At 35.2% G+C, this 17,927-nt stretch carries 14 protein-coding genes; 3 read left to right on the top strand and 11 right to left on the bottom strand.

What is annotated here, in order from left to right; all coding sequences use genetic code 11:
• Nucleotides 1-149 precede the first annotated feature (149 nt).
• The 3 genes from metQ to AC3QL1_RS17125 all read left to right on the top strand — a co-directional run bounded on the left by metQ (nucleotide 150) and on the right by AC3QL1_RS17125 (nucleotide 4,019).
• Nucleotides 150-968, top strand: a complete 819-nt coding sequence (metQ, locus tag AC3QL1_RS17135) for a methionine ABC transporter substrate-binding lipoprotein MetQ (protein ID WP_492493279.1) — start codon at nucleotides 150-152, stop codon at nucleotides 966-968.
• Nucleotides 969-1,119: 151 nt separating this feature from the next.
• Nucleotides 1,120-1,752 (top strand): biliverdin-producing heme oxygenase, encoded by a 633-nt coding sequence (locus tag AC3QL1_RS17130; protein ID WP_492493277.1) that lies wholly within the window; start codon nucleotides 1,120-1,122, stop codon nucleotides 1,750-1,752.
• Nucleotides 1,749-4,019, top strand: coding sequence for an ATP-binding protein (locus AC3QL1_RS17125; RefSeq protein WP_492493275.1), 2,271 nt, complete (start codon nucleotides 1,749-1,751; stop codon nucleotides 4,017-4,019). The genes AC3QL1_RS17130 and AC3QL1_RS17125 overlap by 4 nt, the downstream gene beginning before the upstream one ends.
• 61 nt (nucleotides 4,020-4,080) lie before the next feature.
• Here AC3QL1_RS17125 and AC3QL1_RS17120 read toward each other — a convergent pair whose 3' ends face one another.
• From AC3QL1_RS17120 to AC3QL1_RS17070, 11 genes are all read right to left on the bottom strand, one after another.
• The gene (locus AC3QL1_RS17120; RefSeq protein WP_492493274.1) at nucleotides 4,081-4,449 is read right to left on the bottom strand and encodes a response regulator; all 369 of its coding nucleotides are present in this window, start codon (nucleotides 4,447-4,449) and stop codon (nucleotides 4,081-4,083) included.
• A gap of 374 nt (nucleotides 4,450-4,823) precedes the next feature.
• Nucleotides 4,824-5,891 (bottom strand): BamA/TamA family outer membrane protein, encoded by a 1,068-nt coding sequence (locus AC3QL1_RS17115; RefSeq protein WP_492493272.1) that lies wholly within the window; start codon nucleotides 5,889-5,891, stop codon nucleotides 4,824-4,826.
• A 239-nt stretch (nucleotides 5,892-6,130) separates the two neighbouring features.
• Entirely contained in the window at nucleotides 6,131-6,808 is a 678-nt protein-coding gene (locus AC3QL1_RS17110; RefSeq protein ID WP_492493270.1) for an HNH endonuclease, read from the bottom strand.
• A gap of 156 nt (nucleotides 6,809-6,964) precedes the next feature.
• Nucleotides 6,965-8,752 (bottom strand): eCIS core domain-containing protein, encoded by a 1,788-nt coding sequence (locus AC3QL1_RS17105; RefSeq protein WP_492493268.1) that lies wholly within the window; start codon nucleotides 8,750-8,752, stop codon nucleotides 6,965-6,967.
• Between the two features lie 85 nt (nucleotides 8,753-8,837).
• On the bottom strand, nucleotides 8,838-10,493 hold the full coding sequence (locus AC3QL1_RS17100; protein ID WP_492493266.1) for an eCIS core domain-containing protein: 1,656 nt from the start codon (nucleotides 10,491-10,493) through the stop codon (nucleotides 8,838-8,840).
• An 11-nt stretch (nucleotides 10,494-10,504) separates the two neighbouring features.
• The gene (locus AC3QL1_RS17095; protein WP_492493264.1) at nucleotides 10,505-11,173 is read right to left on the bottom strand and encodes a GH25 family lysozyme; all 669 of its coding nucleotides are present in this window, start codon (nucleotides 11,171-11,173) and stop codon (nucleotides 10,505-10,507) included.
• A 55-nt stretch (nucleotides 11,174-11,228) separates the two neighbouring features.
• Entirely contained in the window at nucleotides 11,229-11,786 is a 558-nt protein-coding gene (locus tag AC3QL1_RS17090; protein ID WP_492493263.1) for a hypothetical protein, read from the bottom strand.
• A 16-nt stretch (nucleotides 11,787-11,802) separates the two neighbouring features.
• A complete protein-coding gene (locus tag AC3QL1_RS17085; protein ID WP_492493261.1) occupies nucleotides 11,803-13,194 on the bottom strand; it encodes an ATP-binding protein in 1,392 nt (463 codons plus the stop codon).
• Nucleotides 13,184-14,107, bottom strand: coding sequence for a hypothetical protein (locus AC3QL1_RS17080; protein WP_492493259.1), 924 nt, complete (start codon nucleotides 14,105-14,107; stop codon nucleotides 13,184-13,186). Before AC3QL1_RS17080 ends, AC3QL1_RS17085 begins: the two co-directional genes overlap by 11 nt.
• A 145-nt stretch (nucleotides 14,108-14,252) precedes the next feature.
• Nucleotides 14,253-15,083 (bottom strand): hypothetical protein, encoded by an 831-nt coding sequence (locus AC3QL1_RS17075; protein WP_492493258.1) that lies wholly within the window; start codon nucleotides 15,081-15,083, stop codon nucleotides 14,253-14,255.
• A gap of 24 nt (nucleotides 15,084-15,107) precedes the next feature.
• Nucleotides 15,108-17,606 (bottom strand): hypothetical protein, encoded by a 2,499-nt coding sequence (locus AC3QL1_RS17070; RefSeq protein ID WP_492493256.1) that lies wholly within the window; start codon nucleotides 17,604-17,606, stop codon nucleotides 15,108-15,110.
• Nucleotides 17,607-17,927 lie beyond the last annotated feature (321 nt).

The following is a 17,927-nucleotide window of genomic DNA, read 5'->3' as shown; positions in this document are numbered from 1 at the left end:
AAACTCTGTGAACTCTGCGAAAACCTTTGTGTTCTCTGTGGTAAATCCACACAAACAAAATAAATTCTTAGCGCACTTTGCGAAAAACCTTTGCGAACTTTGCGGTTAAATTTTAGACAACAGATAATATAAATTATAAAATTAAAAACATGATTACTAAAAATAATTTCTTAAAAACAATCGGAATTTTAACCTTGACACTTTCATTAGCTAATTGTGGCAAAGCCAAAAACGACGATCCGCATTTTATAAAAGTAGGCGTTGCAACCGGACCGGAATATGCAGTGGCACAAGCGGCACAAAAAGTAGCCAAAGAAAAGTACGGTCTTGAAGTAGAATTGGTTTCATTTAATGATTATGTGATTCCAAACGAAGCTTTAAGTCAGGGAGATATTGATGCAAATGCTTTTCAGCACAAACCTTATCTGGACGAACAATCAAAACAAAGAGGGTACAAATTAGCGATTATCGGAAAAACATTCATTTACCCGATTGCGGCATATTCAAAGAAAATTAAAAATCTTTCAGAGCTTAAAAACGAAAGCACGATTATTATTCCGAATGATCCAACAAACGGTGGACGTTCGTTATTGCTTTTGCAGAAAAATGGTTTATTGAAACTTCGCGACGGCGTGGGTTTATTGCCAAAAGTGACAGACATTACTGAGAATCCTAAAAATCTGAAAATTCTGGAACTGGAAGCACCGCAATTGCCAAGAGCTTTGGATGATGAAAATGTAACGATTGCGATTATCAACAATACGTTTGCTTCTCAGGCCGGATTAGTTCCTGCAAACGACGCTTTGTTTGTTGAAGATAAAGATTCGCCATATGTAAATCTTGTGGTAAGCAGGGAAGACAATAAAAATCAGGAAAAAGTAAAACAATTTTTAAAAGCTTTTCAATCTGCTGAAGTAGAGAAAGCTGCACTTCGTGAATTTAAAGGCGGAGCTGTAAAAGGATGGTAATGAAAAGCATTTTATGACAATAAGGAAAGCGCTAAAACGAATAGATTTAGCGCTTTTTTGTTCTTTTTATTGAAAAATAGTTATCAAAATCAAGAGAACTATTATATAAGTTCACTAAATATTGGGAAAAAATTGTATCAAAATAGTATATTTGTATTTTCAAGAAAATCAGGACAACAAAATGAACCCAAATTTGAATTCTTCCTTATCATTAGATTTTTTAGATACGCTTAAAACTCAAACAGCTTCGGCACATAAAAGACTGGAAAATTTGCCGGTTTCTTCCTGTATCCTTTCCCCGGAAATGAAAATGGAAGATTATGCACATTATCTAAAATTAATGTACGACGTTCATAATGATGTAGAAGAAAACATTTTTCCGTTGCTTTCAACTAATATTCCCGATTTAAAAGAAAGAGAAAAAAAACATTTAATTGAAGAAGATCTTTCTTTTTTAAATTACAATAAACCTGTTGGAGTTCCCGTTTTTAATATCGAAAATCAAACAATACCATTTGCACTTGGAATATTATATGTTGTTGAAGGTTCTTCTTTGGGAGGAAGATTTATTTTGAAAAATTTAGAAACAATTCCGGGACTAGATAACGGAAAAGGAGTTTCGTATTTTACGGGATACGGTAATAAAACAGGAAGCCAATGGAAAAATTTCCTGAATTTCCTGACCACATATGAAGATGAAAATAATTGTGAAGATGAAATAATTAATGGCGCGGTTTATGCCTTTGATTGTATTCATGACCATTTCCTGCACACTGAAAAATGAAAATTAAAGATATCGTAAATAGGGATATTGTTACGTTAACCAACTGCGAACACGAACCCATACATATTCCCGGAAGTATTCAGCCTCATGGATTTTTAATTGGGGTTACTGAAAACTGGAAAATAGATTATTGCACAGAAAATGTTGCAGGGTTTATTGCAGTTGATTATAAAGAAATACTTGGAAAAGATTTTTGTGCCGTTTTTGGAGGTGACACAAAAGAAAAAATTGTCAACTATATCAATGACGATAATACGCAATTAATATTTCCGCTTGAAATTGATCTTTTGGGAAAAGCTTTTCAGTTAAGCATACACAAAAGCCACGATATTTATATTCTGGAAGCAGAACCGCATTTTGATACTAAAGAAAGAATCGCTGAATTATACACGCAAATGATTCACTTTATTACCAGCATGAACGGCACACAGACGCTGCAGGAATTGTGCGCACTGGTGGCAAAAAGAACGCGCGAAATAACAGGTTACGACCGTGTTATGATTTATCGTTTTGATGCCGATTATAATGGAGAAGTTTATGCCGAAGATTGTCGCGAAGATCTAGAACCTTTTTTAGGATTGCATTATCCGCATACCGATATTCCGGCTCAGGCCAGAGAATTGTATATCAGAAATCAGCTTCGATTAATAGCAGATATTAATTATAAGCCCGTTCCGATTTTTACGATCGACGATGCAGCAAATAAAAATCTGGACTTAAGTGTTTCTATTTTAAGAAGTACGTCGCCTATTCATGTTGAATATCTTAAAAATATGGGAGTGGGAGCAACGCTTACCATTTCGCTTATTCATCACGGCCGACTTTGGGGATTAATTGCATTTCACCATTATTCTGCCAAAAATATCTCACCGGAAATCAGGCTTGCGGCAAAACTTCAGGGGCAATTTATTAGCTCGCAAATTGATTTAAGACAATCTACAGATGAATATCAGATTGCACGTAAAACATCTTTGGCTTTAGAGCATTTAACAGGTTTGGATTTGCCTTTAAATCCAATATCATTTGCAACAATTAGCGCCGATCCAGAGTTACTGAATCTTTGTAATGCAACCGGTGTTTCGATTTGTGTTGGCGGAAAAATATATAAAAATGGCATCACTCCGTCAGATGATCAGATTGAAGAAATTAGCAAAAACATTAGCGGTCTTACAAAAGAGGGAACTTTTACAACCAATAAACTGGCAGATTATTTGCCGGAATTTAGTAATAATTCAGATGTGGCCGGTATTATTTACCATTCTCTGGGCAATGACAGTAATATTATCTGGTACAGACCAGAAACAATATCAGAAATAAACTGGGGAGGAGATCCTGAAAAAGCAATTATCAAAGATGAAAACGGACTTCATCCAAGGAATTCGTTTAATATTTGGAAGCAAATCGTTAAAAACCAAAGTAATATTTGGCTTCATCCCGAAATAAATGCTGCCGCAAGTTATGCACATGCACTTCACAATCAGATTATTTTGCTGATGTTAAGTGAAGAAGAAGAAAAATACCGCAGTCAGAGTGAAGTTTTAAAAGAAACCAACTCAGAACTGGAAAACATCAACTGGATCAGTACGCATGATTTGCAGGAACCTTTGCGAAAAATTCAGCTTATTATTTCCAAATTAATAATGGAAATTGAACATATTCCGCAGCAAGCCGTTTACGATTCCTTAAACAGAGTTTCTAATTCTGCCAACAGAATGCAGATTTTGCTGGAAGATATTTTAAAATATACCCGTATTAAATATACGAAAGATGCGCTTCAGAAAATTAACTTAAACCATATCATGGAGGTAACGCTCGATGAAATGAAAGAAGCATTTAATGAAAGCGGAGCAAAAATAGAATATGAAAACCTGCCTGAAATTTATGGAATTCACTTTTTGATGAAGCAGTTGTTTTCTAATATTTTGCAAAATTCATTAAAATATGCTTCTCCCGAAAGAGCGCCTTTTATTAAAGTAACAGCTTCGCAAGAGGCAGAACCTTATCATCTTTCGACAAAAGTTTATTGCCACTGGATTAAATTTACGGACAACGGGATTGGTTTTGAACAGGAATATGCAACTTCTATCTTTAAAATATTTACCAGATTACATGCACAAAAAGAATATACGGGTTCAGGAGTTGGGCTGGCTTTGTGCAAAAAAATAATGCAGGCCTGTGGCGGAACTATCCGTGCAGAAAGTATCGCCGGCGACGGTACTGCCATTACCATTTACTTTCCTTGTGATCACATGGTTTCGCTGATATAAATTTAGAAATAAAAAAATGACGCTTAAAAACGCCATTTTCTTGGTTAACTACAAATTGGTTTTAAACTATATCTTTTAAGAGATTCTTGAGTTCGTTAAAATTATTAGGCTTAGTTAAATAATATTCTGCTCCAACTGTTTTAGGATAAGCAATAGGAGCGGGGCCTGTTGAAAACAAAATAACCGGTATATTTTTAATACTGTCGTCTTTCTTGATTTCCCCTAAAAGCTCAAGACCGGTCATCATGGGCATATTAATATCCATAAAAATTACATCAGGATTTATTTCTTTGCGTGTCAATTTCTGCAAAGCTTCTACCGGATTGTGCAAAGCTATGTACGAAGCACTTGAAACTGCTTCAAGAGCCTGCTGAAAAAATTCGCAATCATCAAAATCATCATCAATTTGCAAAATAGTTTTATACTTCATTAGTCGAATATTTGGTTTAGTTTCTTCATTATTTGTATTATAGGTTATAATGATTTTTTCGAAAAACTAATGATAAAAAACTTGTTTCCTAACAAGCTTTACATTTCAATGTTGATTATCAGACAATATTTTCAAAGAATCAGAAAGCAGGTATTTTTAACTTTCAAAAATTTGGGACATAACTTTTGTGATTGGTCATTTTTTTGCAATTTTCCTGAATCTGTTAACTATTTATGGTATAAAATTTTCTAGTCTGAAAAAACTATGAAGCAGATTCATTGGCAATAAATGTAGATTGATGACTTATCATGATTTTATATAATTTTGTAATAATGTTATATAATTCCCATTTTTAGTAATTCTTTTTTGAAAGTTTAGAAAGCTTCTCCAATTCTAAAATAAAGTCCCCAATCGCCTTTTCCCACGGCGGCATCAAGACCAACATTAAATTTTTCGGTTTTAAAAGCACGATAACGGTAGCCAACTCCGGCTCCTGGATATAAATTCCAATTAAAATCTGCAGTATCAGATCCGTAAATAGTGGCAACTCCGGCAAAGCCAACTAATCCCATTTTTTTATTGAAATTATATCGATATTCGGCCTGTAATGCCATTAGGCCGTCACCACGATATTTCCCTTCAGAGTACCCCCGAATATCTTCTCCGCCAATCGTTACCTGCTGTTCAAAAGCAATATTTCCCAATCCGAATTTGCCTGAAAGACGTGCGGCGAGAACATCGGTTCCATTCCGCATGGGAAAATATTTATTGTATTCAGACAAAATTTTGTTTGCACTAACGTCGTTTCCCAGCCATTCCGGATAAGTAATCCATCGTACTCTTATTTTATTTCCTTTGGTTGGATAATAAACAGCATCGCGCGTATCGTATAATGTAATGAACTGTAAACCATTTGTATGAGTGATTGAAGCGGGTTGAATATCATCTTCATATTTTGTGTTGTAATGCGAATAAGAATAACCAAATCCCAAATAAAGTGCTTTTATAATTTTCCGCTGAAGGCTCATGTTTATAATCGTTGTTTTGGTTCCGTAATTATAAAAGTCAGGCGCTTCGATGTCATCCATATAAAACTGGGAATTTTGATCGCCGGTTACAAAAAACAATTGTGCGCGCCATTTGTCTTCCTTAAAATAAAATTTATTGAATAAGCTTATAAAATAAGATTTATTGGTCGTATAAACGCCGGATAATCCAGATAAAGATTTGGGAGAAATGGTATCAGCTTTGTTCATTTTGAACATCATCATTGGAATTGCCCCAAACATAAAATCCAATGTTCTATTGTAATTAACATACGGCATGATATTAAAATCAATGTTAACAGGAGCAGAAGCCGCCGTGCTGTCTTTTGATTTTATTTGAGCAAATGTCAAAAAAGAGCACAAAAAGAATATTAAAGAAAATGAATTTTTCAGCATTTTGAAGTATTTTCAAATTAATAAAAACAAAATATGTTTGGAATGATTTAGATGAAATCCAATATTCATTTTGAATTTCATCTAAATTAAAACCATTTTATTGTTATTAGGATTTGAAAAAGATGTAATAGGTTTCATTTTATAATTTGAAACCTTTTTAAAAAGCAGTAACGTAAACGAGTTTAAAACACAATCTTAAGAGGTGAGTTTAAAACGATTTCTGTATATCTAATGATTTATTATCGCGGTTTTCGGGCATAATTTTTGGCCGCTCTTTTTCCATGCAACCCGCGATATTTTGCTCTTCCGGTTTTCCCTACATGTAGTCTGTTTCCTCTTGAAGTATTACAAGTTCCGCAAAGGACCCTGCCATTTCTGATCAGGTTTCTGCCGCCTCTTGAAGCATGAAGAATATGATCTATCTGAAAACCGCCATCACCAATTCTTCTTCCTCGATAAGTAGCATAATTGACTTTAGCATGCCTGAACCCGCAATGGGTGCAGGTATGAAAACCACCGTTGCTGGCTTTATTTCGGGCAAGCAATTTTTCTCTTTGTGCTTTGGTAAAAGTAATACCATTAACTAACTGGACAACATTGCTGTTGGATGAAGTGGTATTTAGTGAACTTTTTTGCATCATTTGTACCGGTTCACTTTCTGCTTCGTGTTCCATTTCTTCATTTTCATGCACGGGTTCTTGTTCTGTTTCTTCTTCATGCCTTTGTATCGTTTTTTCAGCATTAAAATCAGCAATTGCCTGAAATGATTTCAGCTGTTTTACTAAAGTATTATTAGTAATCATTGATTTAGAAGAAGTACGGTTATCAACCAATTGGGCTGTATTTTTATTTTGTGCTAAACTGTTTGCGGCAGCCTGTAGGTTTTTTTCTTTTGAAATTTCGGTATAAGTATTCATACGATTTTCATTTTATAGTTTTCTAATACTGTTTTTTTAAACACCTGTTTCCCCGTCAGGCGATTATCTTCTAATTAATTACCGCTAAACTTATGTCCGTTATTTGAGCCGGCTGAATGTTTTATGTTGTTCCTATTTAAGCATTCTTGAAGTACATTAATTTGTATTTTTAGGCTCAAGATATTTTTGTGTATCTATAGTAATTATATTTTTATCCTTATCATATATAACCGCCGGAATATTTAAAAGTTGAGACATTCCCGGTAATGTCGCAACGTTTATTGCTTCATCATTATTTTCAGCATAAGTAGCATGTGCTTTACCAACAATGGCAATATATTTTCCAATGCGGTTTTTTCTGTCTTTTTTAATAATTTCTTCTGCCAGAATATTCATTTTTATAGTACGCATACTACTGGCTTCACCACTTTTTGTCGCAGCAGCGAGATTATCAATACCAACCACCCTTATTCCGAGTGAAGTTGCTTCTTTAATAACATGGAGAATATTGTAATTGTCTTTTTCATTATCAAGATGGTGATACTTGTCTGTATTTTCAGCTGCATTTAAAACCTCTCTAGGAAATGGATGTTTATAATGCCCTTTTTTATACCATTCATCTATAATAGGCTGATATTCTGCTTTAATATGTTCGAGATAAATAGTATTTACCCCAGCTGCTTTTAAATCTTTAAGATATCTCAAAAACAAAGCTTTACTGTGAGATTGTGTGTGAGATTCACCAATAATAATACCTGCATTATTATTCAACAAGCTTATAAGGGCGGCTTTTGTATCTTTTCCTGCAATTTGTTCTTCGTATTTTTTTGCAGCAGCCTTATCATAACTAAATCCGGCGGCAACTTTTTTTCTTGATTTTTTTGCTAAAGAATTTTGAGACTTTATTTCTTTATTATGAAAATGCGGATTTACAAAATTTCGAATAAAAGGATCTGAAATTGCATCGCTTTCCTCTATATTTTTAGGATGCATAACATTCAAGTACATCATAAGATCGGGATTAAGCTGTTCTAAAAATTGAACCCGGTTATAATACGACCAAATTTCTTGTTTTGCATCATTAAATTTTACTTTAGGATTATTAGCGAAATGTTTTTTTAATTCTTTATAACCGTCTGAATAAGAAATATCCCGATTTTTTTCAGGAGGTCTTTTAATATGAATTTGAGGGCGCATATCTTCAACAAGATCAATCGCTTTGTGAGTAGCACCGCCCAATGCCAGTGTGCCTAAAGCAACAGCACCATAAGTTCCTACCGTAGAAAGCGTATAAGCAGTTGCCAAAGCCGCACCAATATAAGCGCCGCCTAAAGCGCCGGCACCAACAGCAGCTGCAACCGCCAGCTCTTTCCAGAATCCCTGTACAATATTCTGATTAACAGTACCTGAATTCAAATAAGAAACCGGTTTGTGATATTGCATGGGAGCTGTTTTTAAACTAACAGCCTTCGCACCCATAATATCAGCCTCTTTCTCTAAACCTTTATCATCATTTACATTCACTTTTCCTTTCATTTGCAAAGTAGGTTTTACGCGCCCTTGTTTTTGCTGAACAACATGCCAGGCTTCATGCGCCAAATGTTTTTCCTGCCCTGATGCAATATGAATATCTGTTCCCTGAGCATACGCATGAGCATTTAATTGAGCAGGTTTATCAGAATTATAATGTACTTTGACATCATCCATCGCATGTCCTGAAAGATTTTCTATGCCTAATTTTAAATTATCGGGCAAACCGGTATTGTTTGCTTTTTTTTGAATTGGAGTAAAATAAGTTTTTTGAGTTGTTGTTTTTTCCGAAAGTTTTTGCTGTATGGCAGAAATTTCCCGATTATCCTTTAACTGAACAGTAGTGTTGTCGCGATTTGCATTTGCGGCAGTCGATTGTGTTTTATTTTCGGATATTTTTTCTCGATGCATCATCTTTACTCTTTAAATAGAATAACTACATTGTTTGTTTCAAACTACTGGATTTAATAAAATTTTAAAAGACATTATTATCACCATTCTACTGATCAGGCCATTTTGAGTGTTCGCTAGCCAATATTTGGGCTCCGGTAAATGTTTTATCTACCAAACCAGGTACATGAGTTCGATTCATCTGTATAGCACTAACATTGACACCGTAACGCTGTAATTGGCGCAGTACACGTACCATGGCTTCTACGTTAGGAATGTAATGACCGCTATCATTTGAAATAGCAACTACCTGACCATTATTAACCCTCATCATACCAGCCGATATAGCATCTGCAAAACCAACTAGTGAGGAGTGAAAGAAAAGCGCACCCAGTGTTCCGGTATAGATACGTCCTCTTTTATCCATTGCAAAATGTTTTTCTCCTCCTGAATTATAGACTCCAAATGCTGAATCCGGTTTTAGAATTTCTTGCCATCTGTAAGCCACACCACCTCTAAAAACAAGTTTTGCAGTACGCTTTTGGTCGTCATTCTGTAATACAACATAGTCTTGATCTTCATTCATCTTCCTGCTATTTTTCCAATCAGCCCGATGGGCAATTTCTGGAAAGATTTGGCCTTTGCCTCCACGGTTGTCCCACATGTGTACATCCTTATTGTGATGGGCATCTGTCACGCCGCCATTTTCCAGTTTTCGGCCGTTTATAATTTGGTCCAGTCCAGACTCATGACCATTTTCGATTAACCATGCCGTACATGCCAGAACTAAACTAAAAATTCCGGGTCTTCGGTCTTCTTCTCCTTTCAACTTCAATGTATCACCGCCTAAATCTGCAGTATGACCTTCTGCACCAGTCGGCTTTTTGCCTGTATACACTTTATTCACCTTCTTGAGCCAAAACTCACAGGCAATTCTTATTTCCTGAGCAAGTTCTTTTTTTGTAGCCGCAGTAATTGTCGATTGATTGAACTTTGTCAATAAATCATCAATTTGCGTCAGTACTTTATCTGAACTGCGAAGTGCAAAAAATACAGAAGTTGCATCTTGAAATTGTTTTAAAGTAGGCATTCCGGAACCCCATGTTTTCATATGGACTTTTGTTGCATTTAAAGTAACCGGATTTGTTTCCTGATAAGCAGTCGGATTCTTGTTCCCATCATCTCTTACACCTTGCTGATCCCCTCCAATTAACTGATATGTAGCAGAATTATTAAAACTAACAGATTTTATATTTGAATTAGATTCAGCAGATTTCATTTGCAACGCCTTCGCACCCATAACATCAGCTTCCTTCTCCAAACCTTTATCATCATTTACGTTCACCTTTCCTTTCATTTGCAAAGTAGGTTTTACCCGTCCTTGCTTTTGCTGTACAACATGCCATGCTTCGTGCGCTAAATGTTTTTCCTGTCCTGATGCAATATGAATATCTGTTCCCTGTGCATACGCATGAGCGTTGAGTTGAGCTGGTTTATCAGAGTTGTAATGCACTTTTACATCATCCATAGTATGACCGGAAAGATTTTCTATTCCTGATTTTAAATTATCGGGCAAACCGGTATTGTTTTTTCTTTGAATAGGAGCAAACCGCGATCCCTGATTTGTAGATTTCTCAGAAAGTTTTTGCTGTATGACAGAACTTTCTCGATTGTCTTTTAACTGCACAGCACTACTTTCGCTATTTACATTTGCGGCAATTACTTCTGTTTTGTTTTGGGATGTTTTTTCGTGATGTTCTTTCATTTTATTCTTCTTTAAATTAAACAACCTTCCTTTTCATTCATCTTAACTTCCTTAATAAAATTTGCAAAAGCATTCTCATCACCATTAAAAACATCGTAATCATTAAGCTGTCCATTTAGTTTATAACTTTGAGATTGTTGCCAGAATGTCCAGTTTTTCCACACATTTGGTATTTTTAAAGTGCTGTTATAATTGGCAATCCATAAACTATAGTCTGCAAACGCAGGATCAGTCAAATAAGCATTTGCTGTATTATTATCGGTATAAATAAGAGGTTTTCGACCCGTTTTTTGTTCTAATAAAGTAAGGAACTGCAACAAATTCGGCTGAATAGTGGCTTTATTAACACCAGAATCGATACTGGTTTCTTCAAAGTCAACAATAGGAGGAAAGTCGGTTGCCAAAAAAGTGCCCATAACGCCCAAATAATTCGCAACCTGTTTAGAAGGATCGTCATTGCAATGATAAAAATGATACGCACCGCGAACATATCCCTTTGCCTGAATCGCCGGCCAGTTGGTTTTAAAACTGGAATCCGTATACGTAATTCCTTCTGTCGCTTTACAGATTATAAAAGATAATTTATCAACCTGTTTGTTTAGAAAATTGATTTCATCGCCCTGATACCTCGAAATATCAATACCAAATACGGTGAAATCGTTAGTTGCTGTTGCAGTCATTTTTAGTTTTTTGTTTCATTAAATTAGTATGGATTTGGTTTTTAATATTTTTTATTCAGTTATCAATTAAGACAACATCTACAGGTCCCAGCGCGCCCGAATAATCTATTGCCGAACAAAACGGATTATTTTTAATTACCGATTTTAAATATTCAAGCTCGCGATCGCGATAGGGCAGTTCGACTTTTTTTCCTGTAATAAGTTGTATTAGATAATCATTTTTCAAGGGATTATAAGTAAATAACGGCTCATAAATAAGATGAAAAATATTCTCTTCGCCGTTGCTGAAATCGTTTTTATAACTATTCGTTTTTGCTTTTCGGTGATGTCTTTTCAATAGGAAAAAAAGATGAGATTCGATTTTCTTTAAAAGCTCCTCGATTGCTTTTCTTTCAGATTTAAAAACCAGATAAATACTTTTAGATGTGATTAAATAACCGTTTATAATAAGTTCCTTCTCTTTTATAAAATGATTTAAAGTCATCGCAATTATCGTATTGATGTATCCCGAATCAAAATGATTTTTCCAGTCTTCCAATCGAAGTTCAGCCTTATGATTATAAAAGTGCTTTCTGATAACTAAATGAACGGATTTGTCTTCGATTTTTTTCATAACAACCTGATTTTGATCAATTCATTTGTGTCACAGCCAACGTTCTGTTTTCTTTTTTAAACTCACGTCGAATTCCTTCAAGTAAATCCTGATAACCCACAACCGTTTCATTTTTCTGAATAGCAATCAACGCACAATAGCGCAAAACGTTTATAATCGCTCCGCCGGCAAGTTCATATTGTTCTGCAATTTCTTCTAAATCAATATCCGGATCAAGCGTACATTTTCCCGAAAAAGCATTTTCCCATAACATAAAACGTTCCTCAGGACTTGGCATCGTAAAATGAATCATCGACTGAAATCGTCTTGAAAAAGCCTCATCCATATTTTCTTTCAAGTTCGAAGCCAATATCACAACACCCGGAAAATCTTCAATTCTTTGCAATAAATATCCTGTTTGTTGGTTTGCATGCCTGTCGTTTGATGAGGACGCATTTGTTCTTTTTCCGAAAAGCGCATCGGCTTCATCAAAAAATAAAATCCAGTCTTTGTGCTGTGCAACGTCAAATATTTTGGAAAGATTTTTTTCTGTTTCCCCAATATATTTAGACACAATCATCGAAAGATCAACCCGATAAACTTCTCTGTCCGTACTTTTTCCCAATAAAGTTGCCGTGAGCGTTTTTCCTGTTCCCGGCGGACCATAAAAAAGCGTTCGGTATCCCGGTTTTATTTTATTTTCTAATCCCCATTCATTCATCAAAGTTGATCCGTATTTTAGCCACGCATCAATTTCCATAACCTGACCCATGACATTTTCTTCCAAAACCAGATCTGACCAATTCATATTAGTAGAGATTTGCTGCGCCGGAAACGAAACACTATGTTCCAAGCGCGGCAAAGTTCCGGTTAGAAAATATTGCAGCCATCTTTCGTTAATCGAAATTGTATGATTTAAAACCGGCATATTAGATTCTGTCGCTTCCAAAAGCAAAACCTGTTCTTTTGCTAAAACATTTGAAGGATGCAAAACATCCAGCATTTCCAGCCTTAATTCCGGATTTACCGCCGTGATTAAAAAAGAAAACGTTTGACCGGTTGGCAAAAAACCACTGTGAATTTTATTTACAACACCTCCAAATTCCGTAAAACCACGATCATACATCGCATTTTTACTAAAAAAAATATCCAGAACTTCAGGTTTAATCTGTGGCGCCATTATCAGTGCGAGACAAAGCCTTTCGTAGAGATTTAAATCCCATTCCTTCAGTTTTTGATGATAGGCACTTTCTCCAAAATCAAAGCCTGAATCAGTATCAGAGTCAGTATCATTTTCCGGTAACGGAATATCCTGCCATCGATTTTCATGTCCGTCCTGAAGCAGATAACTGCAAATAACCTGATCGATTACCTTTTGCAGCCAGTCCATTTCCTGACATAAAGCCGTTATGTTTGGGTTAGTTTCCATAATCTGCAAACAGTTTTTCAATATCATCCAAATTAGCGTCTGCCCATTTAAAGTAAAGCAAAGCCGTATTCGGGTTTAACTCACCGGATTGTAACATATCCAGAAAATGTCCCTGCGCATTCTGAAAGATCATTTGTGAATTATGATTTGTTTCTGAATGAAAATTCGAACCGAAAAAACGATCCGCCCATTCGCTAGAATCATTGTTTTTACTAATAAAATCACTGATAAAATAAGACAGTTTTTCGTCCTGAACAGCCAATTTTTTAGCTTTAAAAAAAGATGGTTTTCGTTTGGTTTCCCGATGATAATAATCAATGTCTTTAGACTGAATGGTTTTCGTATTTTCATGTCCAAAAATATCAACCAATCCAAAATTCTCTGCATCACTTACCAATTCGAGTTCCGCATTTGCTTCACCTGAAATCGCTAATGTTGTATTTGCCGCCGTTGCACTTTCTGTTACCACATAAAGTTCTCTGAAAGTGAATAAAGTTTGTGTCAGTTTAATAATTAGCTGCTGCTGAATTTCATTCCAGTTTTTAATTTTCACCGTTTCAGGATCTTCTGCTTTAAAAATAAAACTGCCTTTATGAGCAAAAGCCAGTATTTGTTTGCTGAATTCAAATTCGCCATCAATTGCGCCATGTCCGTGTCCTCTACCGGAATATGGTTTTGAAATTCCGTCGCTAAAACTCCAGTTGGGAGCATTTTGTGGTAAAACGTCACTCACATCAACATCGTGTTCGCTAACAATTCCATTTCGGAATAAGTTGCCCAAAACCACAATTTCTCCATTTTTTATCTGGAAATAATCACCCGGAAACAAAGATTGATTTAATGGTTTCGTGGGAATAAAACCTCCTGTTTTTAAGTAAAATTGCCTGTAAAAATTTTTATAACTACGATTCATAAACTTAAAATTAGTGGATAGTTTAAATTTTAGATTTCTGATATTAGATTTTAGATTCAGTAGAATATGTTCAACCTGCAAGATTGAAAAACCTTGCAGGATGAACTTGATATTTTTATTCCATTAATTAATAATCTAATACAGATTAAGAAGCCAGTGCAGCGGCATTTGCAGCGGCTAAAGCAGCTTGCAGTGATTTAAGTTCAATCTGCGCTTTGTTTAAATTAACTGTCGCCAGATTTAATTGTCTTGTTGTTTCATCATTTGCTTTATTTGCTTCCTGATAAGCCGCCTTTGCTTCAATTTCTGCTTTGTAAATCAGGGCTTGCGCCGAATGATTGTCTTCTAAAACCAAAGATTCTTTCGGATTTTTTTTGCCCGTCAAAGTCAAATAAAGATTCAATGCTTGTTTTTGTTCTAAAGCAGTTGCAGCCTCAGATTCCAGACACAAAGATTGCGAGGCAAAAATTGATTTTAAAGCAATTAAAGTAAGTGCAATTGCATTGTTGGCATCCGTTCCTGCCGCATTTATTTTCGTAATCAAATCATCTGAAATCAGCGGATTTAATGATTTTGTGCGGATAACAAGATTCGACAATTTATTGATTATTTCTACCGAATAAATTAGCTTGTTAATCAAAACGGTTACTTCTTTGGCAACTTCTTCGGTATTTTCATTTGCCAGAGTCATTTTCGAAAAAGCAATCTCAGAATTTGAACTTAAATCCAATGCATTCTGAACAACCTGATCGATCAGCTGTTTGTTGCTTAACGATTGCGTTTTGCCATTTTCGGCATCCAGTAAATACCCCTGATATTTTAATGATTTTTGACTCAGCGATGAAACAACTGTCGTTTGCTGCTGAACAACGGCCTGCGCGTCTGCAACCAAAGAAGTTAACAAATCGATATCTGATTTTTTCTTTTCTGTAATTCCGTATCTCTTTGGACTTGAATTTAATAATGTAGTTTCCATATTTTGCGATTTAGCTGGTTAGCATTATTTGTTGTTAATTATTGAAAAAGTGAAATTTTCCTCGTTTTCCCAATCTGATAAATTACTGATATACTGTTTTTTATTTGTTTCAGTTCCTTTATAAATAGACAGAATAACCGGGATATAAGGTTTAGAATCAATTAATGCATTACCAAAATTATCAGTAGTTGTAGGATCAATTTTTACCTCGTAAACCGATGAATCTCGTGTAGGAACAGCAACCGTATAATTTCCTGACGGAATATTTTCGGCTAGTTTTAAGTTGAAGAAAAAAGCATGTTTGTTTTTGATTTCAGGCAATTTTTTCGCCAATATGCTTTCCAAAGCCATATCCAATTGATTCAGTTTGTTTTGCACAATATTCAGGCGCAAAGTAGTTTCGGTAATTACGGCGTTGTAATTGTTTTCAATATTTTTGAATCTTGAAGTTTCGGCATCGATTTTATCTTTGTCTTTTACAGGATCAAGTTTGCCAATTTCATCATTGAAAGCTTTTCTCAATCCGGCAATTTTCTGATTTATAGAAGCTAATTCACTGTTATATTGATTCACTTCATTTTTCAAAGTCTGCTGTTCTTTTTGAACCACCGAAATTTCTATGCTTTCTTCAAGATCTTCAAGCTGATTGTTGGTAAACGTATTTTCGTTGTGAGAAAGAAACATACATCTGTATTCTGTCACAACAGCATCATCTTTATCCACCGGAAAAGTAATCGCATACGGTTTTAAAGTTGGTAAATCAGGATTAACATGATCGCGTCTTTCTGGATCTTCCTGAACCGTAATATCCGTAATTGCTTTTAATGTTTTTTGCAGGCTAAAAGTTTCTGACGGAGCAGACAAATAATCATCATACGTATTGATTCCTTTTTTATATTCATCTGTAAAAACCGTAAAAAGAAATACTACATATTTTTCTCCCAAAACAATCATCTCGTTATCAGAATCCATTAAATCTAAAAGTCCGATAGTGGCAAAACCTTCTCTTTTTAGTTTATCTGCGGCTTCCGTAACGTCCTGAACAGCTTTGGTATCAGTTGCCAATTTATTTTCTGCATTTGTAACCTCTGTTTTTGCAGTTGTAACATTTGCATTAGCAATTTTTAAACTGTCTGTAGCAACTTTTGCAGCATCAGTTGCTTTTGCCTCATTAAGTTTGGCACTTTCTAATTCCTGTTCTGTCGTATTTTGCAGTTTTACGGCCTGAGCTGCTGCTTTTGCCAGTTCCTGATTTTTAGGTTCTTTTTTGGCAGCTTCATTCGCTTCACTTGCTTTTTCTTTCGCTGCGGAAAGTTCTTTCGTTAATTTTGTAATGTTATTTTTAAGGCTGATAATATTCTCATCTGCATCATTTTTTTCTTTTGTTGCAGATGTAAGCGCAACATTTGCCTGACGCAAATTTTCTTTTGCCTGAGCCAGTTTTTCCTTTGATAGTTTTTCACTGCTCAACGCTTCAAAATACGTATTGTAATTAGAAACCAGCGTATTACTTGCAGACAAATCAGGTTGTGAAGAACTGTTTGCCGGCGGAATAATTTGCACATGCTGAAGCACATTGCCCATTAAATCCTCGGCAGCAGAAGTCGAAAAGATAGATTTTTTACTATCCTTTACCAGAAAAAGATTGTAGCTTTTTACCGGATTCTGTAACCCAAGTTCCGGCGTATTTGTTCCTTTTTCATCTGTGCCAAACGGAGCTTTGTAATAATCAAAAGCAACATCAAAAGAACTCGTGTCATTTTTAGGAACGCGAACTCTCAAATTATAATTAAGCCTTTTATTATTCAGATTATAAGCCACTTTCGCCGCTTCAAGTTCCACTTTGTTCGATTCAATTACACCTTGCGCCGCTTTTGTAGTCACGCTCGCAGCCGCTTTTGCATCATTTTCTGTAGCCACAACAGCAGACATATTGGTAAAATCGGTGCTGGTAATTTTTAGCAGATTATCAATTGAAGTATCCGTAGCTTTTGCTTTGTCTTCAACCGTAGACGATGCCACTTCGGCGATATTAGCAGAAGCTTCCATCGCATGTTGCGAAGCTACTTCGGCAAGATAAGCCGTTCTGTTCATCAAATTATAAGCCTCAATACTTTGCTGATAAATCTGGGTTCCGTAATCTGCCGCATTAATAATACTAAAAATACTTCCCATATCACTTGCCAATCTTACGATTGCGTTTGTAGCAATTTGAATATTCGACGCGCTTACAGCAAGATTTGATACCGATTGTGAGGTATAACTGTTTTGCTGTATAGCCGACATGACAATATTGGTCGAAATGTTTTTAGTTTTAACGGCTTGTTCCTTAACCTTCTGCGATTTGTTGTATTTTTTTGTTGCAGAAGCAAGTTTGTCGTTGGCGATAATCTCTGCGCCTTCGGCATAATAAAGTGTAAACATGGAAGAATTTAATTGGGAATCCAATTTTTTCTTATTCATTTCCTGGCTTTCTAATGAAGCCAATACACTGGAATGTAAATTTTCACTGTAGCTGTTCATAATGGTTTCTTTTTATTGATTAATTTTTTATTTTAAGGAAATTGTGTTTGTTATTCGTTTTATTATTAATTCGTTACGTTTGTTTTTTTTAGGTTACTCAGTACATTCGTTGGTTCTGAAAAATGTGTAATCCCTACGGGATATTTTTATTTGGCGAATACTTTTTTTCTACCAATATTTAAATCCTAAAGGATTATTCTTTTTACTAATAATTACTTTAATTGCAAAGGATTATACCTTAATTATTTGTTATCACAAACCTTTTTTCTACCAATATTTGAATCCTAAATCCATAAAATTATATCTCGTAGAGATTATATA

This window comes from Flavobacterium sp. GW823-FHT04A11 (genome assembly GCF_058796535.1).
This window is presented reverse-complemented; position numbering and strand designations above follow the sequence as displayed.

Excerpts from the sequence above, each read along its gene's own strand:
- metQ (WP_492493279.1), top strand. The coding sequence starts at position 150 with ATGATTACTAAAAATAATTTCTTAAAAACAATCGGAATTTTAACCTTG.
- AC3QL1_RS17125 (WP_492493275.1), top strand. The coding sequence starts at position 1,749 with ATGAAAATTAAAGATATCGTAAATAGGGATATTGTTACGTTAACCAAC.
- AC3QL1_RS17120 (WP_492493274.1), bottom strand. The coding sequence starts at position 4,449 with ATGAAGTATAAAACTATTTTGCAAATTGATGATGATTTTGATGATTGC.
- AC3QL1_RS17115 (WP_492493272.1), bottom strand. The coding sequence starts at position 5,891 with ATGCTGAAAAATTCATTTTCTTTAATATTCTTTTTGTGCTCTTTTTTG.
- AC3QL1_RS17110 (WP_492493270.1), bottom strand. The coding sequence starts at position 6,808 with ATGAATACTTATACCGAAATTTCAAAAGAAAAAAACCTACAGGCTGCC.
- AC3QL1_RS17105 (WP_492493268.1), bottom strand. The coding sequence starts at position 8,752 with ATGATGCATCGAGAAAAAATATCCGAAAATAAAACACAATCGACTGCC.
- AC3QL1_RS17100 (WP_492493266.1), bottom strand. The coding sequence starts at position 10,493 with ATGAAAGAACATCACGAAAAAACATCCCAAAACAAAACAGAAGTAATT.
- AC3QL1_RS17095 (WP_492493264.1), bottom strand. The coding sequence starts at position 11,173 with ATGACTGCAACAGCAACTAACGATTTCACCGTATTTGGTATTGATATT.
- AC3QL1_RS17090 (WP_492493263.1), bottom strand. The coding sequence starts at position 11,786 with ATGAAAAAAATCGAAGACAAATCCGTTCATTTAGTTATCAGAAAGCAC.
- AC3QL1_RS17085 (WP_492493261.1), bottom strand. The coding sequence starts at position 13,194 with ATGGAAACTAACCCAAACATAACGGCTTTATGTCAGGAAATGGACTGG.
- AC3QL1_RS17080 (WP_492493259.1), bottom strand. The coding sequence starts at position 14,107 with ATGAATCGTAGTTATAAAAATTTTTACAGGCAATTTTACTTAAAAACA.
- AC3QL1_RS17075 (WP_492493258.1), bottom strand. The coding sequence starts at position 15,083 with ATGGAAACTACATTATTAAATTCAAGTCCAAAGAGATACGGAATTACA.
- AC3QL1_RS17070 (WP_492493256.1), bottom strand. The coding sequence starts at position 17,606 with ATGAACAGCTACAGTGAAAATTTACATTCCAGTGTATTGGCTTCATTA.